We start from the raw sequence: 19,618 nt of genomic DNA, 5'->3' as shown, positions 1-19,618 counted from the left end.
TAGATGCGCTCAATCAATGATTGCGCTATGCCGGATGCCAATCAGATAGAGTCCTTGCCGTGAAACTCCGCCAGATCGACTACGCTGTCCGCCTCGCCCATACGCTTTCTTTCCGGAAAGCCGCCGCCGAAGCTGGCGCAACCCAGCCCACGCTCTCCAACGGGCTTGTCCAGCTGGAAGAGGAACTGGGCGGACGCCTGTTTGACCGGACGACGCGCGAAGTGTCCCTCACACCGTTCGGACAGCATATGCTGCCCTTTCTCGAAGCCCTGCTCGGCGATGTGGACGAAATAGAAAAGGCGGCCTCCGCCTGGCACAACCCGGCGCACAAGATCCTCCGGATCGGTATGTCCCCGCTGATCGACCTCAAGACTGTGGAGCGTGCCCTTGGCCCTTACAGGCAGGCAAACCCAAATGTGTCGATCCTGTTCAAGGAATGCCTTCTGGATGATTTGATCGAACGTATACAGACGGGAAAGCTGGATTTCGGCCTGCGGGTAACGGAACCGGCGCCTGACGGGATGCAGGTCCTCCCGGCCTATCGGGATCCGCTCTTCTACCTGCCGCGCGAGACGCAAGGGGCAGACCATTCTCTTCACCCATGGCAGATCAATTCCCTGCCGGATGCGCCCATCATCTGCACAAATGGCGCCTGCGGCCTCAACGCCGCGCTCGGCCGCCTGTTTGAAGCAGAGGGCGCCTGCCTGACACTCTATCCCGGATATGCGCTCAGCTATCACGTCATCGAGGAGTGGACCGAACTCGGCGTGGGTGCAGCGATCCTGCCTGCTGCGAAACTGTCGGCGACCAACATGACTGCTGGCCCACTGCAGGGCCCGGACGGCCAGGCGCTGGAATTCTCTTATGAATGGGTGATGAAATCAGCCCGCCTCGCCAGCACCCCCACCCATGTGAACGCCTTCCGCCAACATATAGAAACCATCGTCCCGGCCTTGCTCAATTCCTAGGCAACGCACCTGCTGCGGCAACTTCCCACTGGCCCGGATCGCAGGCGCGCGCTAGGCAAACCGTATGACCCAGATTCCGAACCAGCGCCACCTGTTCGACATCCCTGAGGGTGTCGCCTATTTCAACACCGCCACGATGGGGCCGATGACGAAGGCCTCCGTCGAGGCTGGTCAGAAGGGCCTCGCGCGCAAACTGCATCCGTGGACCATTCCGGATACGGAGTTCTTTGCAGACACAGAGCGCCTGCGCCCCCTGCTGGCGGACCTGATCGGCGCCGATACGGACGGCATCGCCTACTCGCCATCGGTCAGCTATTCGCTCGCCACGGCGGCGCGGAATCTGCCCCTGTCGAAGGATCAGGAGATCCTCGTGCTGGAGGACCAGTTCCCGTCCAATCTCTACACCTGGCGGGAGCTGGCGAAGGAGACCGGCGCCACGATCCGCACGATCGGCACGCACGGGAATGAAACCCTGTCGGACGCCCTGCTCGCCGCCATCGGCCCGCAGACGGGCCTTGTCGCCTGCGCGCATGTCCGCTGGACCGACGGGGCGATCCTGGATCTCGTTGACATCGGAAAGCGTTGCCGCGAGGTCGGCGCCGCGCTGGTGCTGGACCTGACGCAGAGCTGCGGCGCGCTGGCCTTCGACGTGAAGGACGTGCAGCCCGATTTCGTGGCCGTCGCCGCCTATAAATGGCTGCTCTCGCCCTATGCCACCGGCTTCCTCTATGTCGCCCCGCAGCACCGCGACGGGAAACCGCTGGAGCAGAACTGGATCACGCGGGAAGGCTCGTCGAACTTCGCGCGCCTGATCGACTATACCGACAATTACGGCCCGGGCGCCCAGCGCTTCGACATGGGCGAACGCTCCAACTTCGCGCTGCTGCCCGCGTTCGAAGCGGCGGTGCGCACTGTGCTCGGCTGGGGGATCGCCAACATTCAGGAGACGCTCGGCGCACGCAACGCGGCACTGGCGGACGCGCTGGCCGGGATCGGCCTCGACTGCCCACCGGAAAGCGTCCGCGGGGCGCACTATCTCTGCCCACTTCTGCCAGAGCACGTGCCGGCGGACCTGACCGCCCGGCTGAAGGAAGACGGCATCTTCGTCTCGCGGCGCGGGGACCGGTTGCGCATTACCCAGCACCTCTTCACCAGCGATGGCGACGTAGAGCACTTTATCGCAAGACTTGCGCATCACCTGAACGGCTGAGGTCATGCCCTGGTCCGGCATAGTCCGGTATAATCATGGGGTAATCGCCGGGTTCGCGGGCGTAATTACCCTACCGTCAGGCTTGCCCCGGCCCGGCCGACGGGCCAAAACAAGCCAGCACATTTTAAGGAGGACTCCATGGCCAACCCACGCGTCGTCGCCTTCGACGAGCTTGAATCTATTGCAGGACAGGAAGTCGGCGTGTCCGACTGGCACACCATTGACCAGGACCGCGTCAACCTGTTTGCCGACGCAACCGGCGACCATCAGTGGATCCACGTCGACGTCGAGAAAGCCACCAAAGCCATGGGCGGCCCCATCGCACACGGCTTCCTGACCTTGTCCCTTCTGCCGATGCTGGGCGGTGAAGTCCTGCGCGTGACCGGCACGACCCGCGGCATCAATTACGGCTCCGACAAGGTGCGTTTCACCAATATGGTGCCGGTCGGCTCCAAGGTGCGCCTGCGCCAGAAATGCCTGTCTGTGGAGCCTAAATCCGGCGGCAAGCAGATGAAGATGGAAGCCACGATCGAGATCGAAGGCCAGGAGCGCCCGGCGCTCGTCGCAGAGACCATCACTGTCCTTTACGCATAACCCACTGAAGATATATGACTTTTTCGGCCGCCCCGTTCTCCGGGGCGGCCGTTCTGCTTTCGGCGCAGGTGAAAATCGCCCGCCGCACGCCTATATTTCCCTTCCCGGCTAAGGAGACCCGTATGACCCAGAGCATCAAACGTTCGGACCGCGAATGGCGGGAAATGCTGACCGAAGAGGAATACCGTGTCGGCGTCAAAGAAGGCACCGAGCGCGCCTTCACGCCCGGCAATTACAATGACGAGAAACGCGCCGGCACCTATTACTGCAAAGGCTGCGACAGCCCGCTCTGGTCATCTGAGCACAAATTCGATTCCGGCACGGGCTGGCCGAGCTATTGGCAACCGATCACGCCAGACGCGGTCGCCACCAAGACCGACTTCAAGATGATCCTGCCCCGCACCGAATGCCACTGCGCCACCTGCGGCCTGCATATGGGCCACGTCTTCAAGGACGGACCGCCGCCCACGGGCGAGCGCTGGTGTATCAATGGCGTGGTGCTGGATTTCCGTCCCGAGGCATAAAACCGGACTGGCCCTCTTTGTGTTGGACTATCAAGGGTCTGTCCCAAGCACCCAAATTCCCTCCCGCTTGCTGGCATTACCGCAGCAGCTCCATTCTCAGGATGCCCCATGACCGAAAAAACCGACCTTGCCGCCGCGCCGGCCGCTGAATCAATCGAAGCGCCCCCGGCCGTGCCAGTGGCAAAGCGCGTGGATTTCGAGACGACACAGGTCGGCCGCACGCGCGTCGACCCGTATCACTGGATGAAGGACGACGCCTGGCAGGAGGTGATGCGAGATCCGTCCGTCCTGCGCGCCGACATCCGCGAATACCTCGAAGCCGAGAATGCCTACACAAAAGCGCGCCTTGAGGCGCCGACCGCCGATCTGCGCGAGACGCTTTTCCAGGAGATGAAAGGCCGGATCAAGGAAGACGACGCTACCGTACCCGAGATCGATGGCCCGTTTGCGTATTACTCCCGCTACCGTGAAGGCGGCGAATATCCGATCATCGCCCGTCGCGACGCCGCGGACGCCTTCAACCCTGACGCCGACGAGACCATCCTGCTGGACGGCGACAAGATGTCGGAAGGCACGGATTACTTCTCCTTCGGAAGCATAGACACATCGCCGGACCACGCGCTGATTGCCTATGCGCTGGATACGCAGGGGAGCGAGTTCTACACCGTCACAATCACGAATATCGAAACGGGCAAGGCTGCCGCTCAACCGATTTCTGACAGTTACGGCTCGTTCGAGTGGAGCGAGGACGGCAAGTCCATTTTCTGGGTTCACCGCGACGAGAACGCCCGGCCGGACGCGGTCTACGAGCGCAATCTCGACACTGGCGAAGACACGCTGATTTACGAAGAAAAGGATCCCGGCTTCTTTGTCGGCGTCTCCAAATCCGCCAACCGGGAAAAGATCTTCGTCACCTCGTCCAACCATACCACCTCTGAATGGCACTGGTTCGATGCGAACGCGCACACCCCAACGCTGCACACGATCGCGCCACGTGAAGACGGCGTGGAGTATTCGGCCGTCGTTTGGGATGGCCAGTTCTACATTACGACCAATTCCGGCGGCGCCGTCGACTTCAAGGTCGTGCGCGCCCCGTTTGACGCCACCTCACGCGATCAATGGAAAGACGTCATCGCTCACCGCCCCGGCACACTGATCCTCGGCCTGCAGGCACAGAAAGACTATCTCTCCCGCATGGAGCGCGAGAATGGCCTGCCGCGGATCGTGGTGCGGGCACGGGCTGATGGCGCCGAGCATGAGATCAGCTTCGATGAGGCTGCATACGACCTCGGCCTGGATTCCGGTTATGACTATGACGTGCCGATGTTGCGCTTCGAATACGCCTCGCCCGCAACGCCGGATCAGGTCTACGATTACGACCTCAATACGCACGAACGCATCCTGCGAAAGACACGGGAAGTGCCGTCGGGCCACAATCCGGATGACTATGTATCTGAACGCGTGATGGCGCCCAGCTGGGACGGTGTGGACGTGCCGGTCACCCTGCTGCGCCACAAGGATACCCCGGTCGATGGCACGGCCCCGATGCTGCTCTACGGCTACGGCTCCTACGGCATCACCATCCCGGCAGACTTCAGGACCAGCCGGCTCAGCCTGGTGGATCGCGGTTTCGTCTACGCCATCGTGCACCCACGCGGCGGCATGGCGAAAGGCTATCAGTGGTATCTCGACGGCAAGCTCGAGAAGAAGGCCAACACGTTCAAGGACTTCGTGGCGGCCGGGCATTTCCTCGTCGACAAGGGGTATTCCGCCCCGGATAAAGTCGTGGCCATGGGCGGCTCTGCCGGCGGCCTGCTGATGGGCGCTGTGTCCAATATGGACCCGGACCTGTTTGCGGGCATCATTGCCGCTGTGCCCTTTGTGGATGTGATCAACACCATGTCGGACAAGAGCCTGCCGCTGACGCCGCCGGAATGGCCCGAATGGGGCAACCCGCTGACCAGCGCCGAAGACTACGACCAGATCGCCGCCTACAGCCCCTACGACAATGTGACGGATCAGACCTATCCGGCCATGTTCATTACGGGCGGCCTGTCGGATCCGAGGGTGACCTATTGGGAACCAAGCAAGTGGGCAGCGAAGCTGCGTCACGACGCGCCAGAGGGCGGCCCGTACTTCCTGAAGATCAACATGGAAGCCGGCCATGGCGGGGCCTCTGGGCGCTTCGAAGGCCTGAAGGAAGTCGCCACGGAATACGCCTTTGCCCTCGCCGCTGTCGGGCAAGTTGAAGACGCGGACCTGACGAAGGATTGATTGGGTGAGGGAGGGAGAGCCCTCGCTTACGCTTCGGGTATTTTCCGCCTCAAATCGATTTACTGGATCGATGTGTTCGCCGCAGGCGAACCGGCGGAAAATGGTCGGAGCGATAGGATTCGAACCTACGACCCCTCGCCCCCCAGGCGAGTGCGCTACCATACTGCGCCACGCTCCGACACTGGCGGCTTTTAGCCAAGCCACCCCGGTTCCGCAATTGATTATGTGGGTTCAGGCTGCGCGGCGGCCCCGCACAGCATCGATACGGGATTTAATGTCCGACAGTTCCGTCAGGGCGTCTTCAAGACGCGCACGACGCGCGTCGGTCAGGGCATCCCCGCTCTCGTCGGTGAAGGCCTTTGCCACGGTCTTCTGGAGATCCCGCGCGGGGCTGCTGCCTGCGGGGGCACCGGCGCCCAGCGTGGCCTCACCGGACAGGACAGCGGACATGCCCTGCTCCGCGATCAGCGCCTTGGCGCCTTTCAGCGTCATGCCACGTTCGTGCACGAGAATCTGGATGGCCCGCAACGCATCGACGTCCTGCGGCCGGAACATGCGCCGTCCGTCGGGACGTTTGACCGGTCGGACCTCACGCGGAAACTTGCTTTCCCAGTAGCGGATGACATGTGTCTCAATGCCGAGTTCCGAAGCGGCTTCGCCGATAGACCGGAATGCGGTCGCGGATTTCTCGATTCGGGCCCGGCTGGCGCTCATGTCCATTCCTTCCTGGATAGCTATTTGTTGTCGACCTGCGCCTTCAGCATCGGCGACGGGCGGAAGGTGACAACGCGCCGTGCAGCGATCGTGGCCTCCTCCCCGGTTTTGGGATTGCGGCCTTCGCGAGCGGCCTTGGACCGCACGACGAAATTGCCGAACCGGGAAAGCTTCACCTCATCCTCATGCTCCAGTGCCGCGCCGATCATATCCAGCGTCCGGTCGAGCAGATCCGACGATTCCTGCCGGGTGAGCCCGACCTCTCCGACGATCTTGTCAGTCACTTCGGCGCGGGTGATGGTCTGGTTGGACATGGGATTCTCCCGATCTGGTTAAGATGTAGCCAAGGATTGTTAACGGATTACTATCGTCCCCGTCAGCTAATATCCTTGAAAATGTCGTGCTTGTCGCCTGAAATCAAAGGCGGAATAGGCTGGCGCCCCAGGAAAAACCGCCGCCCATCGCTTCCGACAGGATCAGATCGCCCTTTTTCGCCCGGCCGGAGCGAACCGCATGGTTCAGCGCCAGCGGGATGGAAGCGGCCGATGTGTTGGCGTGCTCCTGAACGGTAACGATCACCTTCTCTTCGGCGATGTTCATCTTCTTCGCCACACCGTCGAGAATACGCTTGTTGGCCTGGTGTGGCACGAACCAGTCGATATCATCGCCTGTCAGGCCGGTCTCATCATAGATGCTCTGAATGGCGGAAGAGATATTGGTCACCGCATGACGGAAGACCCGGTTTCCTTCCATGCGCACGTGCCCGATCGTCCCCGTGGAGCTGACGCCGCCATCGACGTAGAGCAGATCAGATTTGGTGCCGTCGGTACGGATATGGTGGGTGATGACACCTGCCAGCTTGTCGCCGTCCCATTCCTCAGCCTGCAGGACCGCCGCGCCACCGCCGTCACCGAATAGAACGCACGTGCCCCTGTCAGACCAATCAAGAATGCGCGTGAAAGTTTCTGCGCCGATCACAAGAGCCGTATTGAAAAGCCCCTGTTTCAGCATCGAATCCGCCGTCGCCAGTGCGAACAGGAATCCGGAACAAACAGCCTGGACATCAAAAGCGGCCCCGCCTGTCATGCCAAGCTTTGCCTGAACGGCTGTCGCGGTTGCCGGGAAAGTCTGGTCCGGCGTCGTCGTCGCCAGCACGATCAGGTCGACATCGGAAACTGGAATGCCCGCGGCCTCAAGCGCAGACCGGGCCGCAGCCGTCGCAATATCGGATGTCAGCTCACCTTCGGCAGCGATATGCCGGCGTTTGATTCCCGTACGTTCCTGAATCCACTCATCGGATGTCTCGACCAGTGCAGACAGGTCGTCATTGGTCAGAACTCTTTCGGGAAGATAACCACCTGTCCCGCGGATGAAACTACGCCGTGCCATCTTGATTCCTTTGTGAGGTGGCCTGTTCAGCCAGCCGCCGCCCCTTTCTTTTGGATGCGCGCGAGGTTTGCTGCAACCTCTTCCGGATAGTGACTTGTGGCCAGATCCGCCGCCAAACGGCAAGCGGTGGCGAAGCCCTGGGCATCCGTTCCACCATGGCTCTTGACCGAGACACCGCCGAGACCAAGCAAAACACCGCCATTCGCATTGCTGGGGTTCATCTGCTCACGGAGCTGGTTGAGCCCCGAAGAGGCAAGCACTGCGCCCGCCTTGGTTGCAAGGCTCTTCATCAACGCTTCGCGCACGCGGGTGCCGAGCATGCGCGCCACGCCTTCACCCGTCTTCAAGGCGACATTGCCCGTAAAGCCGTCTGTGACGACCACATCCACCGCGCCCATGGAAATATCGTCGCCTTCGACAAAACCCCGATAGTCCAGGTCCAGATCGGCGGCCCGCAGAATCTCGTGCGCCTGACGCACTTCTTCATGGCCCTTCATTTCTTCAGAGCCAATATTCAGCAGACCAATCGTCGGTCGTTCTTTCCCAAGTGTCGCGCGGGCATAGGCTTCACCCATGATTGCAAACGACACAAGCTGGGCAGCATCCGCCTCAACGTTTGCGCCGACATCGAGGACAACCGAACGCCCGGCAAGCGTCGGCCACATGGCCGTCATGGCGGGGCGGTGAACACCGTCCATCTTGCGCAAGACGAGCATTGATATGGCCATCAGCGCGCCGGTATTGCCCGCCGACACGGAGGCGTTTGCCCGACCTTCCTTCACGGCTTCCAGCGCATTCCACATGGACGACCCCTTGCCGCGGCGCAACGCCTGGCTTGGCTTCATATCGCTGGTGATCTTGTGGTCGCAGTGAATAATCTCGCATCGACTGGAAAGCCCCGGATGGGCAGCGACCAATGGCGTGAGGGACGCCTCATCGCCGAAAAGAAGCACTTTCGAGTCGGCTCGTTCTTTCAGAAACACGGCAACGCCATCGACGATCACGCCTGGTGCGTGGTCGCCTCCCATTGCATCAACTGACAGGATCGTTCCGCGAGTCATGGCGCCTTCCGGATTCAGGCCCTATTGAGAGCCGTTCGCGCTGTTTAAGGCGCGCCTCAGACCTTGGCAACGCCGGGTATGCTTGTCGCAGGAAAGCTCAACCACGGCGGCGTACCAGACAAAAAGGCCTCGGATGCGGCGGCTTCGAAGGCCTGTGCGGTTGCCACCAGGTATTGTGCCAGCTCCGCTTCGCGCCCAGTAGTTGCAACCCGATTACGTTCCAGAACGTTCGAAAGCGAAGCAGCGCGCTCGGCGTCCGGCCTGGAGCAGGAATCGGCAGTCGCCTTACCGAGGCCGTAATAATGCTCTGCCAGTTTGCGCACCTTCCGGGCGATCGACGCATCCCCCACACCGGTTTCCCGCAGGGAGGCATCAAATCCATCAAATACACGGGTATGGATCAGCTGAGGCAGGCGCTGAAGCACACTTTCAGGCCTCTGGGTGAGCTGCCAGACCAGGATTGCGGCGTGGAGGCCGACCATCTGGACGCGATGGTCCATATCATCCGGTACGACACCCGCCACATAAGCCTCTGGTGACAAGGCTGCCGCCATCAGGCCGCGATACAGCGCATCTGCCCGCTGTTTCTGCGCGTTCACATTTCGAAACGGGTTCCAGATGCCAGCCAATGATATTCTCCTGCACTGATGTGCTTGCCAAAGCCATCCCGCTGCCGCTAGGTCTGACGCGGACCATTATCAGGAGTTTGCCGATGGCGCGACGCGCAATTCTGGCCGTAGGCCTTCTGGCCCTTCCGCTGACTGCGTGCCTTACGCCCAGCCGCGACTATCACGGCTATGTCGCGGATGAGGCTCAGCCTAGCGAAATCCAGCCCGGTGAAGACACGCGCTCAACCGTGCTGGCGCAGCTTGGTTCACCATCGACCAAAAGCCTGTTCGACGACAATACCTGGATCTACATGTCCGAACTGCAAGAGCGGGTCGCATTCTATCGCCCACGGGTGAAAACGCGGAATATCACGGCCATCGCTTTCGGCACCGACGACAAGGTCGAGGAAGTCCTCCAATACTCCGCGGAAGACGGCCAGGTCATCAATTACGCATCGCGTGAAACCCCGACTCGTGGCCGGGAACTCGGCCTGTGGGAGCAGATCTTCGGTTCCGTCGGCAATGTGCGCCTGCCCAACTCTGACGAAGTCACGCCGGATAATCCCACCGGGCGACGCCGCTAACCGCGATTTGTGCGGCGCAACAATCGTCTTTTATCTCGCCTGCCACGGGAATCTAAGAAAAATATAATTCGTCAAACAGGCGTATTGCCGGTATTATTCCACCATAAGCTCCAAACGAGCGGCTGGGCGGCGCGACAGCCCCGGACAATTCCGAGAAAGCGGCCCGCTCACCCTGCAGCACGTGCCAGTGGCATGTTTTGCAAGGATGCAAGGAGATTGGGTTATGGCAATCAGGTTCTCCCTGTTCGGCCGGCGCACAAGTGCCCCGAGTTCCAGACAGTCCCGCGCCTACGCTTCACTGAAGGACGCGGCGGCTGAAGCTGGCCTGCTTCCGCCAACGGATACGGTCAAGCATATACGGGATCGCGCACGCGAGCGGCTTGCTCGTGCCGATCAGGCCTTCGATGAGTTCGAAGGATCGGAAAACGCCAGCTAACATTGGATCACGCGGCGCTGAACAGCCCCCGCGCGAGCGATTCTATGTCGGAAATCAGGTCGATATGGCCGTTCGCCGTACGGCTCTCGTCGCGGGTTGAACCACCGACCTGGCCAATGTCGGCCCTCTGCATCTTGAAAACGACCGCCTCACGTGCCCGGCTGACCCGGCTTTTGATCGTGCCTGCCGAGCAGTTGCAGATTTCACCCGCCTCATCATACGTATACCCAGCCGCAACAACGAGAATCAGCGCCTCACGTTGCACATCCGGAAGGTCAGACATTGCTGCCTGAAGCACTTTGAAATCGATTTTGGCATCCAGATTTGCCGGCGCCACGAGTGTATTCTCGGCGACCTCCTGATCAAGCGGTGTCGAGCGCCACGAACGCCGGGAATATTGATAAAACTCATTTCGAAGAATTCGGAACAACCATGGCCTCATCGGCGCACCTGGATCGAATGAATCGATCGCCTGCCACGCTTTCAGGCACGTATCCTGAACAAGATCATCCGCAAGTTCGCGCTCTCGGCACAAACTACGCGCAAAGGCCCGCAACTCCGGGATCAGCCGCTCAAGCTCGTCAACGAACGACCACTCATTCCCAGAATCCGGTAGTTCTTCCTGACAAACCGGAGTCACCTTAGTCACAATCAGCGGCCTTTCTTCTGTTGTTCCTCAGCACGCAACTTGTCGATCATTCCCTGCAACCTTTCAGGCAACGGCTCATCCAGCACAGGTTTAAAGCTTGCCCGCAATGCATCTCCGATTGCTCCTTCCAGCCTTCCCCGATTTGAGCGTGTTGACGCTGGTTGCCGATACGGCTCGATTGTCGCCACCCGCGACTTCGCTAACTTCCCCAAAACAATCGTCCCCAGACATGAATCGCCAACGGCCCTCGAACGTACCCTAGCGTTCATCTGCCGTACAATGGTCCAGATCGTGCCCCAATGGGGTTAAGAATGAGTTCGTAAGAGAACGTGCTTTCCCAAAGCAAAATAACTAAACGGTCTTGTTGCCATTTTGTTATTCCATGGAATCTACAAAATACTATCCTAATATAAAAGGCCGCGTGCGTGTTATACGAACTTATTACAAAGGAATTGCCCTATTTGCGCCGGTATGCGCGAGCCATGACGGGCGACCAGATGGCAGGAGATCTGTGCGTTGAGGCCATGCTTCAGGAGCATGTACTGAAACCGCAACCAACCGAAGCCCCTCTTCCAAAAACCCGCATCGACCTGTTCTCATTGCTAGATTCGATTCTTGCGGACCCCGCCAAGCTGCCCGTAACCAACCTTTCGGTTCCTGCCTTTCAGAATTTGTCGTCGCGATCCCGGCGCGCGCTGTTCCTGACAGCGGTTGAACAGCTCGATTCCAGCGCCGTCGAATCAATCCTGAAAATCGGGCCAGAAGAATTGGCGAACGTCCTGAAAGAGGCAGAGCGAGACCTTGCATCCTCGCTGGCGACGGAAGTCCTGATTATAGAGGATGAAGCGATGATTGCCTTCCAGTTAAAGGAGATCATCGAAAGCCTTGGCCATAACATGGTCGCCCGTGCAACCACGCGCGAAGAAGCCGTAAACCAGGCGCGCGCCACCCGGCCCGGGCTGATGCTTGTTGATATTCAGCTTGCCGACAACTCATCCGGCCTGGACGCCATGGATGAAATCTTCAAATTCCACAAAGTGCCCAGTATCGTGATTACCGCCTATCCGGAACGCCTCCTCTCGGGGCGGGAAAACGAGCCTGCTTTCCTGATCCCCAAGCCTTTCCGGGCAGACCATGTCAAAACAGTGATCAGTCAGGCTTTGTTGACCCAGGCTGCCAGTTAATCTGCCGACAGCCAGTTTTCATCATGTTCAGTCTCATTGATCACCAGATCGATTGGCACCACGTATTCTATGACCAGCCCGGTGTCACGGTAGTCGCGCGTGACTTTGGCATTCGGCAGCATTTCGGTCAGGCGCGTCCCGAAACCAATTTTTTGAGGGGGCTTGATCCCGGTCAGGCCAGACTCCACCCACAGGATGCGAAGGTGAGTGTCCGACACTTCCCATTCGACATCCAGCCGCCCTTCCGGACGCGAGAAACAACCGTACTTCATCGCATTAGTAACGAACTCGTGGATAACCATACCGCCGTCCCGCGTCGACTTTCCCGTCAGCTTTACATCGTCGCCTTTCAAGCTGTATCGAATAGCTTTCTGGCTCGAAATCTGCGCCAGCTCGTCCTCAAACATGCTCCGCAGATCAAGCCCCATCAAACCCTGTGATGACATATGCGAATAAATACGCGCCATTGAATCGACGCGGCTGCAAAAGTCCTCTGTGTACTGCTCGACCGATGTTGCTGAAGCGCTTGTGATTCTTGCTGTCGCGAGAATGACAGAAACAAAATTCTTCACCCGATGGTCCAATTCAGCCGCAATGACATCGTGACTTTCCTGGAGTTCGACCAGATGGGTGACATTCTCCACTCTCTGGACAATATACCGGACCTTTCCATCGCGCTCGAAAAGCGGCTCCTGAGTCGATTGCCAGTGTACGGGTTTGTTCTTCCCATCAGCGCCTGCAACGATGGACATCTGCACATCCGAGCGCGTTCTTTTTCCCTGAAATGTAAGCAGGAATTTCGCTTTGAATGACTCTTCCATTTCCGGAGCCAGTTCGAACACGTCGAAAACAGATCGCCCGATGATCTGATCCCTCGGTGAACTGAAAGAATTGCAGTAAGCGTCATTTGCATAGACAAAGCGCAGATCCCGGTCGAGCGCCATGATCGGGACCGCCGACTGGTCGACAAATCCAGCGATGTCACTCTGACTAAGCTCTTCCACGGACATATCGGGGCGTTCAGAGGGTGAAAAATCCGGCATCGCTGTGTTCCTCGTCATGGAGTTCGATACGAGAGCACTCATTCTAGCGCCATCGTGCCGCTAGAGTCTGCACAGTGCGTTAATCCGGTTGCAGGCAGCACCACAGGATCATTCAAGAGAGGTACCACAGGAAATCCGGGTCAAGCCGGATCAGCAATCAGCTTGGCGGGATATTGAGACCGATCAACCGCACGGCACAGAGAAAGCCTCAGCTTCAGCCTGACCTGTCCCGCAACCGCATAATGCGGCTGCTGGCAACAAGTTGTTTTTCTGAAGTTCTATTGGAGCGGGCGAAGAGATTCGAACTCTCGACCCCAACCTTGGCAAGGTTGTGCTCTACCCCTGAGCTACGCCCGCGTCCTATAGGGTATTCGGCAACCGGGGCTGCCGAGAGGCGTGATTAAGCGCATAGCGTGGTGCTTTGCAAGACCGAATTTCCGCCCCACTGCACAAATCACCCCCGAAGGACTGGGCGGATCTGATCAGGGCGAACCTCCCGCCCTTCAATATCCACAAATGCAGCCCGAATGGCGGATTTGGAGCCAGCTTTTGTAAAACTGATCGGCGGCGTTTCACCCTTCCCGAGCCAGGCATCTCCCCACTGCGTCAGTCCGATCAGGATGGGGCGCAAGGACAATCCCATTGGAGACAGGACATATTCCGGGCGGGAGCGCTTGCCCGGCGACTTGTACGCCCGCTTTGCGAGAAGGCCGTCATCCACCAGCTTCTTCAACCGGCCTGACAAGACGGTGCGCGGACACCCGAGCTCGGCCTGAAAATCGTCAAACCGGCGGACCCCGTAGAGCGCGGCTCGAAGAATCAGCAACGTCCAGCGGTCGCCGACCACATCTATGGCCTTGGCAAGATTGCAGGCATCCGGCTGAACGGGCGAACGTCGGGCGAGAGGAATCTGCGTCATGCCCGAGTCCTGAATGGGTTCGCATTTGAAATCCAGACTTCTTCGCGAAGCCTTCACGTTTTTGCCGCATGGCTCCGGAAGATCACCGTTGAAACCGAGGTTCCGATGTTCCGCCGCTCCTGCCAGTTCGCCTCCCTGATTCTGCTCGCGACCTGTACCGGCACGCCGGACGTGCCCGACGCACCAGCAGTCGCCATGCCGGACGCGGAATCAGCCTGGACTCTCGACACGGTTGTTGACGGGCTCTCCGAAGCCTCTTGTCCTGCGGGAACCGACTACAAGGCGCCTGTTCCAATCAAGATTTCCGCCAGGCCAGTCGACCTTGGCCCTGCCGATGAAGCCGCCAGCCGGCTTCCGGCCGGCGTCTCATTCGTCGCTGGATGGGAACTGACTACGGACAATAAGAGCTTTGGCGGCCTTTCCGATCTGGCCCTGGACGATGACGGCGATCTTCTTGCCGTTGCCGACGATGGCGCCTTTGTCTGGATCGGCCTTGAAGACGGCGTACCGGATGGAACAGGCAAACTGGCCTACATGCGGGGCGCCGACGGGAATTTGCTTCAAGGCAAGTCATTGGGCGATGCTGAGGGTCTGGCAGTCCGGAATGGTCTTGCCATCGTCAGTTTTGAGCGCACGCATCGCATCTCAGCCTTCAATCTGGATGATTGCGGGGCAGCCGCGGGCGAAGCCGCAATCAGCCCGCTGCCGGACACGTATGCCGGGCGTCTCATCGACGAGAATCGTGGGGCCGAAGCCCTCACGGTCACCCCTGAAGGCCATATCCTGTTTGGCTACGAGACGGTCGAAAAAGGCCACTCACCGATCGGCGCGGTGGCAAATCTTCAGGAAGCCGGCTGGACAGACGAAGTCGCGCCAAATCCGGCTGGTTACGCTTTTGTCGGATTTGATACCGCGCGAATTGGCGGCGCAGACGAAACTTTCTGGCTATTCCGCAGCTATGATCCCATACGCGGCAACCGCAATGTGCTGAGCTGGCAACACGGCGAGAAGAAAGTCGTCCTCACCCGCCCGCTGGCTGTCGACAATTATGAAGGCATCACCGTCGAGACCCTCGGAGAGGGTGTCGCCCGCGTCTGGATCATCTCCGACGACAATTTCAATCCGCAGCAGCGCACGCTCCTGCTCGCTTTCGACATTGCAGTCACTTCAGAATAATCCCGCTTACAATCGGGCGCATTCACGCCTACATCTGGAACCGCACAAGGGCTGCGGCGCGCGCGAAGGGACTGATCTCCGGCGACCTTACTTACCGTCAGGGAGCTGGCAATCTGGATGGGGCCGTGGCCCTGTCTCACCTGGCACCCACCTAGTCTCTAGGTTGACGGGAGTGAATATGCCCTGCGGCGTTCGCGGTTCTTGTGCACACTTTCAGGTCCGCCAACCGTTCAAGAGGACGTGACGCCCCGTCCGGACCTGTCTAAAGCTGGCCGCATGACTTCGCCTCCACCAGACAAGATCCAGCTGCGCCACAGGATGCGCACCATTCGCGCCGAAGCAGCTGCGCGGGACCCGGACGCTGCGGAAAAGATCGCTGATCTGTTTCCAATGAAATTGCTGGAGCGCTATGGCCCTGTCGTCTCAGGCTACGTCCCGATCAATGAAGAGCTGGACCCGATGCCGCTGATGAAGCGGCTGGCCGATGCCGGGGCGGAATTGTGCCTCCCGCGCATGCTGCCTGAAGGAGGAATTTCCTGGCGCCTGTGGAGTCTTGGCGAACCGTTGGAACGCCGTCCGTTTGGTCTCAGCGAACCCACCGAGGACGCTCCGGAAGCACACCCAACGCTGATCCTGACCCCGCTGCTGGCGTTCGATGCCAAGGGCAATCGTCTCGGCTATGGTAAAGGCCATTACGATCAGGCGCTTCAAACATTAAGATCCGAAGGACGGGCGTTCGCCTGTGCGGTGGCCTACGCTGCCCAGCAGATCGACGACGTTCCCGCCGAGGCGCACGATCAGCCACTTGATTGGGCAATTACGCCAGCCGGCTCCATTCCTCTGTTCATGATGCGCAATATGGCGGCATTGAAACAGGGTTAATGGCCCGTTTCTTGCGATGGCCCGAATTGAGATCGGACCATTGAATGGCAACAGACACTACAGATCGCAGCCTGAAGAAATTCTTGCAGGACTGGCAGCCCCGGACAGTTGTTGCCGTGGGCGTGCTGGCGTTTGCGTTTTGCGTTGCCATTTTCTCGGCTATCGCGTCCCAGTCGGGCAAGCCTGCTCCGACGGGAAATCGCCTTCCTGCGCCGCGCGTGGCGGACATGGCCCCGGTAATCCCCTGGACCCCCGATCGGACGGTTAACAAACAAAAGAAAATCCCCGCCCTCAGGGAAGGTCCCTACACCTTGCAGCCGGACGCACCGCTGCTGGAATCTGACGGTGCCTTTATCTCCGTGCTCGGAAACGGTCTTCCGCCGGAAAGATTCTACATCTCCGAACACAGCAACGACAAAGGCTTCCAAGGGGGTGACTGGGTGCGTGAAAACGTTTCCATCAGCCCCGACGGGCTGCGTCTGGACGTGACCCCCACCGGAGACCCGAGAAAGCCTTATGCGCTCGCTGAAGTGCAAATGCTCGGCACATATGGCTACGGCCGGTATGAAACCATTATGCGCCCGGCCAAGGGCTCTGGCCTGGTTTCGGCATTCTTCACTTATACCGGCCCCTATTTTGGCAAACCACACGACGAGATCGACATCGAGTTCGTTGGCAAGGACACCAGCATCGTCGAGCTGAATTACTTCCACAATGGCAAGACAGGCAGCAGCGCGCGGATCAAACTTCCCTTCGACGCATCGGAGAAAGATCACCTGTACGCCTTTGACTGGAAGCCCGAAGGCATCAGCTGGTATGTTGATGGAAAGCTGATCTATCAGACCCCGGCAAACGACACACACCTGCCGGAAAACCCCGGACGGCTCGTGATCAGCAACTGGACCGGCAAGAAAGAACTGCAGCAATGGCACGGGGCGCCGGACTTTGGCGATCGCGGTTCGGCCTATTATTCCTGCATCTCGTTTACGCCGCTTGGTGAGAATACACGCCGCTGTGCAGACGTTTTCCAGCCGGGGTCGCAATTCCCGGCTTCCGCCGGCTGAGTCCAGAAAACAGGAACGGCGCCGCCCCGTCCGGAGCCGCGCCGCCTGTTTTGAGTGCAAAACAGATATTCTGCTATTCGTCGACGACCTGCGAACGCGCTTCCGGCAGCAGGACCGCCATCTGCTCGCGGATTTCCGCATCGCTGGTGCCGGTGTCGGCCTTGTCCAGATCGCCGCGCACCTTACGGAACACGTCCTCGTCGCCAGCTTCTTCCAGATCCGACAGGACCACCGTCTTTGCGTAGGCTTCCGCGTCGTCTTCGCCCATGCCCATGACACCGGCAGCCCACAAGCCAAGCAGCTTGTTGCGGCGGTTCATAACCTTGAACAATTGCTCCTCGGTGAGCGCAAACCGCGCTTCTTCCGCGCGCTCCCGATCATTGAATGTGCTCATCACAGGACCTTTCCAATATGTAGACCATGGCGGGATATAGAGTCCCCGGCAAGGTGTGCGCAATATTTGTTTTGCGCGACGGATTGGCGTAACACGGGCCGCTAGCAGTGGGGCGATGGCAATTCCTGCCTGGTGTGGCCGTCCCGGCCCCATCAAGGGGGCCCATGAAAGGGGTTTATCCATGAACAAGCGGCGTGTCGTTTACGAAGGCAAGGCCAAGATTCTTTATGAGGGTCCGGAACCGGGTACTCTCATTCAGTATTTCAAGGATGATACGACGGCTTTTGACGCCCAGAAACGCGCCGTTCTGGATGGCAAGGGCGTGCTGAACAACCGCATCAGCGAATTCATGATGACCCGCCTCGCCGGTGTTGGCATCCCGACCCACTTCATCCGCCGCCTCAACATGCGCGAGCAGCTGATCAAGAAAGTCGAGATCATTCCGCTGGAAGTGGTCGTGCGGAATGTGGCCGCCGGCTCACTCGCCAAGCGCCTTGGCATTGAGGAAGGGCAGGTTCTGCCCCGCCCGATCGTCGAGTTCTACTACAAGGACGACGCCCTGCACGATCCGCTGGTGACCGAAGAACATATCGCGGCCTTCGGCTGGGCCGGACCGCAGGAATATGACGACCTGGTCTCCCTTGCGCTGCGCGTGAACGATTTCATGTCCGGCCTGTTCGCGGCCGTCGGCATCCGGCTGATCGACTTCAAATTGGAGTTTGGCCGTTACTTCGAGGGTGACGCCGAGATCCCCCGCATCCTGCTGGCCGACGAGATCAGCCCCGATTCCTGCCGCCTGTGGGACTTTGAGACCGGAGACAAACTGGACAAGGACCGCTTCCGGCGCGATCTGGGTGGTGTGACCGAAGCGTATGCGGAAGTGGCTCGGCGCCTCGGAATCATCCGGGAGTCCGGTGAAACCGACAATGTCGTCAGCTTCAACGGCGGCAAATAGACCCGACTGACCCGATACTGCCGAGAATGTTCCAATAGCCAGGCAATTGCGCTAGATGGAGCGCGACTCGTACCCCTGCCAGGAGACCACCGGATGAAAGCCATTGTGCATGTTGCCCTGAAAAACGGCGTGCTGGACCCGCAGGGCAAGGCGGTTGCCGATACATTGGCGCGTATGGGTTACAAGGAAGTCGAAAGCTCCCGCATCGGGAAGGTCATCGAACTCGACCTCGAAGACGGCCTGAGCGAAGCGGACGCCAATGCCCGCGTCAAGGAGATGTGCGAGAAGCTGCTCGCCAATACCGTCATCGAAAGCTACCGCATCGACCTTCAGGGCTGACCTGCCCCGTCGGCCTGACGTACATACCGCCCGACAAACCAGTCAGACCATTCTCCCGTTTCGGGGTCTTGCTGCTGGAAATGCTGGGTCACCGAACCATCAGAATTCAGCGTCCACTCTCCTGTGAACGGCGCCGCATCGCTTGCACCGCGGTTTCGGATCTCGCCTTTCAAAAGCATCGACCCGGTTTTGGTGAGTCCGCCTGAATAATCGATGACACCACCAGCATTTACCCAGACCTGCCGCCACTCGCCCGTGCCCGGGTCGTAGAAATTGTAACTCTGACCGGTGCCTCCGGCCGTATTGGTCCAATGCTCGATCAGGAGACATCCTTGCTCGGCTGTCTGAATCGAATTGGTACCGGCCAGATTTCCTTTCTGGTCGTAAACGTCCCACTCCCCGATCCAGAAATCGAACTGGTGGTAAACATCATCGTCGCACGGCAGAGCTGGATTGGTGGTTTGCCCGTCTGGTGCCGGCGCCGTCTGGCCCGCCTCAACTGGCATCCCCATGCAAGCGGTCAGGGTCAGGATTGGTAGCGTCAGGATATTTCGCATTGGGCGTCCTCCGGCAGTTTTTTGCCAGAAAGCCTCACATCATCCCTCGACGCAAATCAGCTTGACCTCAACGCCAACGGCACGGCCGGAGCGG

At 59.5% G+C, this 19,618-nt stretch carries 23 protein-coding genes, 2 tRNA genes and 1 other RNA gene; 14 read left to right on the top strand and 12 right to left on the bottom strand.

Annotation, left to right across the window (positions count from 1 at the left end):
* Nucleotides 1-59 precede the first annotated feature (59 nt).
* The 5 genes from HAD_RS11980 (at nt 60) to HAD_RS11960 (ending at nt 5,570) form a co-directional block, all read left to right on the top strand.
* A complete protein-coding gene (locus HAD_RS11980) occupies nt 60-968 on the top strand; it encodes a LysR family transcriptional regulator (protein ID WP_051596188.1) in 909 nt (302 codons plus the stop codon).
* Nucleotides 969-1,032: 64 nt separating this feature from the next.
* On the top strand, nt 1,033-2,178 hold the full coding sequence (locus HAD_RS11975) for an aminotransferase class V-fold PLP-dependent enzyme (protein WP_035571263.1): 1,146 nt from the start codon (nt 1,033-1,035) through the stop codon (nt 2,176-2,178).
* Nucleotides 2,179-2,316: 138 nt separating this feature from the next.
* On the top strand, nt 2,317-2,772 hold the full coding sequence (locus tag HAD_RS11970) for a MaoC family dehydratase (RefSeq protein WP_035571262.1): 456 nt from the start codon (nt 2,317-2,319) through the stop codon (nt 2,770-2,772).
* A 122-nt stretch (nt 2,773-2,894) separates the two neighbouring features.
* Nucleotides 2,895-3,296: a peptide-methionine (R)-S-oxide reductase MsrB gene (msrB, locus tag HAD_RS11965; RefSeq protein WP_035572187.1), complete on the top strand. Its 402-nt coding sequence runs from the start codon at nt 2,895-2,897 to the stop codon at nt 3,294-3,296.
* A 108-nt stretch (nt 3,297-3,404) separates the two neighbouring features.
* Nucleotides 3,405-5,570, top strand: a complete 2,166-nt coding sequence (locus HAD_RS11960; protein ID WP_051596187.1) for a S9 family peptidase — start codon at nt 3,405-3,407, stop codon at nt 5,568-5,570.
* A gap of 101 nt (nt 5,571-5,671) precedes the next feature.
* On the opposite strand, the gene HAD_RS11955 is transcribed toward HAD_RS11960, so the two are convergent.
* From HAD_RS11955 to HAD_RS11930, 6 genes are all read right to left on the bottom strand, one after another.
* Nucleotides 5,672-5,748 (bottom strand) — tRNA-Pro (locus HAD_RS11955).
* A 53-nt stretch (nt 5,749-5,801) separates the two neighbouring features.
* The gene (locus HAD_RS11950; protein WP_035572185.1) at nt 5,802-6,284 is read right to left on the bottom strand and encodes a MerR family transcriptional regulator; all 483 of its coding nucleotides are present in this window, start codon (nt 6,282-6,284) and stop codon (nt 5,802-5,804) included.
* Nucleotides 6,285-6,304: 20 nt separating this feature from the next.
* Nucleotides 6,305-6,598, bottom strand: coding sequence for an integration host factor subunit alpha (locus tag HAD_RS11945; RefSeq protein ID WP_035571261.1), 294 nt, complete (start codon nt 6,596-6,598; stop codon nt 6,305-6,307).
* Between the two features lie 103 nt (nt 6,599-6,701).
* Nucleotides 6,702-7,673, bottom strand: coding sequence for a beta-ketoacyl-ACP synthase III (locus tag HAD_RS11940; protein ID WP_035571259.1), 972 nt, complete (start codon nt 7,671-7,673; stop codon nt 6,702-6,704).
* A 26-nt stretch (nt 7,674-7,699) separates the two neighbouring features.
* Nucleotides 7,700-8,734, bottom strand: coding sequence for a phosphate acyltransferase PlsX (gene plsX / locus HAD_RS11935; protein ID WP_035571257.1), 1,035 nt, complete (start codon nt 8,732-8,734; stop codon nt 7,700-7,702).
* Between the two features lie 56 nt (nt 8,735-8,790).
* Nucleotides 8,791-9,363, bottom strand: coding sequence for a ubiquinol-cytochrome C chaperone family protein (locus HAD_RS11930; RefSeq protein WP_035571255.1), 573 nt, complete (start codon nt 9,361-9,363; stop codon nt 8,791-8,793).
* Nucleotides 9,364-9,446: 83 nt separating this feature from the next.
* Here HAD_RS11930 and HAD_RS11925 point away from each other — a divergent pair, with 83 nt between their 5' ends.
* Both HAD_RS11925 and HAD_RS11920 read left to right on the top strand, forming a co-directional pair.
* Entirely contained in the window at nt 9,447-9,926 is a 480-nt protein-coding gene (locus HAD_RS11925; protein ID WP_035572184.1) for an outer membrane protein assembly factor BamE, read from the top strand.
* A 223-nt stretch (nt 9,927-10,149) separates the two neighbouring features.
* On the top strand, nt 10,150-10,362 hold the full coding sequence (locus HAD_RS11920; RefSeq protein WP_035571254.1) for a hypothetical protein: 213 nt from the start codon (nt 10,150-10,152) through the stop codon (nt 10,360-10,362).
* Between the two features lie 7 nt (nt 10,363-10,369).
* Here the strand turns inward: HAD_RS11920 and HAD_RS18430 are convergent, their stop codons facing one another.
* Nucleotides 10,370-11,011 (bottom strand): sigma-70 family RNA polymerase sigma factor, encoded by a 642-nt coding sequence (locus HAD_RS18430; protein ID WP_162177514.1) that lies wholly within the window; start codon nt 11,009-11,011, stop codon nt 10,370-10,372.
* Nucleotides 11,012-11,436: 425 nt separating this feature from the next.
* Between HAD_RS18430 and HAD_RS11910 the strand changes: the two genes are divergently transcribed.
* Nucleotides 11,437-12,195, top strand: coding sequence for a PhyR family response regulator anti-anti-sigma factor (locus HAD_RS11910; RefSeq protein ID WP_035571250.1), 759 nt, complete (start codon nt 11,437-11,439; stop codon nt 12,193-12,195).
* On the opposite strand, the gene HAD_RS11905 is transcribed toward HAD_RS11910, so the two are convergent.
* From HAD_RS11905 to HAD_RS11895, 3 genes are all read right to left on the bottom strand, one after another.
* The gene (locus tag HAD_RS11905) at nt 12,192-13,238 is read right to left on the bottom strand and encodes a sensor histidine kinase (protein ID WP_162177513.1); all 1,047 of its coding nucleotides are present in this window, start codon (nt 13,236-13,238) and stop codon (nt 12,192-12,194) included. The genes HAD_RS11910 and HAD_RS11905 overlap by 4 nt on opposite strands.
* A 282-nt stretch (nt 13,239-13,520) precedes the next feature.
* Nucleotides 13,521-13,595: transfer RNA gene (locus tag HAD_RS11900), tRNA-Gly, on the bottom strand.
* A gap of 97 nt (nt 13,596-13,692) precedes the next feature.
* Complete coding sequence (locus tag HAD_RS11895) at nt 13,693-14,157, bottom strand: winged helix-turn-helix transcriptional regulator (protein WP_035571247.1); 465 nt, start codon at nt 14,155-14,157, stop codon at nt 13,693-13,695.
* A gap of 105 nt (nt 14,158-14,262) precedes the next feature.
* Here HAD_RS11895 and HAD_RS11890 point away from each other — a divergent pair, with 105 nt between their 5' ends.
* The 4 genes from HAD_RS11890 (at nt 14,263) to HAD_RS18065 (ending at nt 17,279) form a co-directional block, all read left to right on the top strand.
* A complete protein-coding gene (locus HAD_RS11890; protein ID WP_035571246.1) occupies nt 14,263-15,333 on the top strand; it encodes an esterase-like activity of phytase family protein in 1,071 nt (356 codons plus the stop codon).
* Between the two features lie 45 nt (nt 15,334-15,378).
* Nucleotides 15,379-15,538: non-coding RNA, 6S RNA (gene ssrS, locus HAD_RS18885), on the top strand.
* A gap of 71 nt (nt 15,539-15,609) precedes the next feature.
* A complete protein-coding gene (locus tag HAD_RS11885) occupies nt 15,610-16,215 on the top strand; it encodes a 5-formyltetrahydrofolate cyclo-ligase (protein ID WP_035571244.1) in 606 nt (201 codons plus the stop codon).
* Nucleotides 16,216-16,331: 116 nt separating this feature from the next.
* A complete protein-coding gene (locus tag HAD_RS18065) occupies nt 16,332-17,279 on the top strand; it encodes a family 16 glycosylhydrolase (RefSeq protein ID WP_162177512.1) in 948 nt (315 codons plus the stop codon).
* 73 nt (nt 17,280-17,352) lie between these two features.
* Here the strand turns inward: HAD_RS18065 and HAD_RS11875 are convergent, their stop codons facing one another.
* On the bottom strand, nt 17,353-17,673 hold the full coding sequence (locus HAD_RS11875) for a DUF1476 domain-containing protein (RefSeq protein ID WP_035571243.1): 321 nt from the start codon (nt 17,671-17,673) through the stop codon (nt 17,353-17,355).
* Between the two features lie 181 nt (nt 17,674-17,854).
* Here HAD_RS11875 and purC point away from each other — a divergent pair, with 181 nt between their 5' ends.
* Both purC and purS read left to right on the top strand, forming a co-directional pair.
* Entirely contained in the window at nt 17,855-18,628 is a 774-nt protein-coding gene (gene purC, locus HAD_RS11870; RefSeq protein ID WP_035571242.1) for a phosphoribosylaminoimidazolesuccinocarboxamide synthase, read from the top strand.
* Nucleotides 18,629-18,721: 93 nt separating this feature from the next.
* Nucleotides 18,722-18,967, top strand: coding sequence for a phosphoribosylformylglycinamidine synthase subunit PurS (gene purS, locus HAD_RS11865; RefSeq protein WP_035571240.1), 246 nt, complete (start codon nt 18,722-18,724; stop codon nt 18,965-18,967).
* Here the strand turns inward: purS and HAD_RS11860 are convergent.
* Nucleotides 18,958-19,524 (bottom strand): hypothetical protein, encoded by a 567-nt coding sequence (locus HAD_RS11860; protein WP_051596183.1) that lies wholly within the window; start codon nt 19,522-19,524, stop codon nt 18,958-18,960. The two genes, purS and HAD_RS11860, sit on opposite strands and share 10 nt — an antisense overlap.
* Between the last annotated feature and the right edge of the window lie 94 nt (nt 19,525-19,618).

The sequence above is a fragment of the Hyphomonas adhaerens MHS-3 genome (assembly GCF_000685235.1).
GTDB lineage: Bacteria > Pseudomonadota > Alphaproteobacteria > Caulobacterales > Hyphomonadaceae > Hyphomonas > Hyphomonas adhaerens.
The sequence above is the reverse complement of the archived record's forward strand: the minus strand, read 5'-3'. Positions and strand labels throughout refer to the sequence as shown.

Excerpts from the sequence above, each read along its gene's own strand:
- HAD_RS11975 (WP_035571263.1), top strand. The coding sequence starts at position 1,033 with ATGACCCAGATTCCGAACCAGCGCCACCTGTTCGACATCCCTGAGGGT.
- HAD_RS11970 (WP_035571262.1), top strand. The coding sequence starts at position 2,317 with ATGGCCAACCCACGCGTCGTCGCCTTCGACGAGCTTGAATCTATTGCA.
- msrB (WP_035572187.1), top strand. The coding sequence starts at position 2,895 with ATGACCCAGAGCATCAAACGTTCGGACCGCGAATGGCGGGAAATGCTG.
- HAD_RS11960 (WP_051596187.1), top strand. The coding sequence starts at position 3,405 with ATGACCGAAAAAACCGACCTTGCCGCCGCGCCGGCCGCTGAATCAATC.
- HAD_RS11950 (WP_035572185.1), bottom strand. The coding sequence starts at position 6,284 with ATGAGCGCCAGCCGGGCCCGAATCGAGAAATCCGCGACCGCATTCCGG.
- HAD_RS11945 (WP_035571261.1), bottom strand. The coding sequence starts at position 6,598 with ATGTCCAACCAGACCATCACCCGCGCCGAAGTGACTGACAAGATCGTC.
- HAD_RS11940 (WP_035571259.1), bottom strand. The coding sequence starts at position 7,673 with ATGGCACGGCGTAGTTTCATCCGCGGGACAGGTGGTTATCTTCCCGAA.
- plsX (WP_035571257.1), bottom strand. The coding sequence starts at position 8,734 with ATGACTCGCGGAACGATCCTGTCAGTTGATGCAATGGGAGGCGACCAC.
- HAD_RS11925 (WP_035572184.1), top strand. The coding sequence starts at position 9,447 with ATGGCGCGACGCGCAATTCTGGCCGTAGGCCTTCTGGCCCTTCCGCTG.
- HAD_RS11920 (WP_035571254.1), top strand. The coding sequence starts at position 10,150 with ATGGCAATCAGGTTCTCCCTGTTCGGCCGGCGCACAAGTGCCCCGAGT.
- HAD_RS11905 (WP_162177513.1), bottom strand. The coding sequence starts at position 13,238 with ATGCCGGATTTTTCACCCTCTGAACGCCCCGATATGTCCGTGGAAGAG.
- HAD_RS11895 (WP_035571247.1), bottom strand. The coding sequence starts at position 14,157 with ATGACGCAGATTCCTCTCGCCCGACGTTCGCCCGTTCAGCCGGATGCC.
- HAD_RS11890 (WP_035571246.1), top strand. The coding sequence starts at position 14,263 with ATGTTCCGCCGCTCCTGCCAGTTCGCCTCCCTGATTCTGCTCGCGACC.
- HAD_RS11885 (WP_035571244.1), top strand. The coding sequence starts at position 15,610 with ATGACTTCGCCTCCACCAGACAAGATCCAGCTGCGCCACAGGATGCGC.
- HAD_RS11875 (WP_035571243.1), bottom strand. The coding sequence starts at position 17,673 with ATGAGCACATTCAATGATCGGGAGCGCGCGGAAGAAGCGCGGTTTGCG.
- purC (WP_035571242.1), top strand. The coding sequence starts at position 17,855 with ATGAACAAGCGGCGTGTCGTTTACGAAGGCAAGGCCAAGATTCTTTAT.
- purS (WP_035571240.1), top strand. The coding sequence starts at position 18,722 with ATGAAAGCCATTGTGCATGTTGCCCTGAAAAACGGCGTGCTGGACCCG.
- HAD_RS11860 (WP_051596183.1), bottom strand. The coding sequence starts at position 19,524 with ATGCGAAATATCCTGACGCTACCAATCCTGACCCTGACCGCTTGCATG.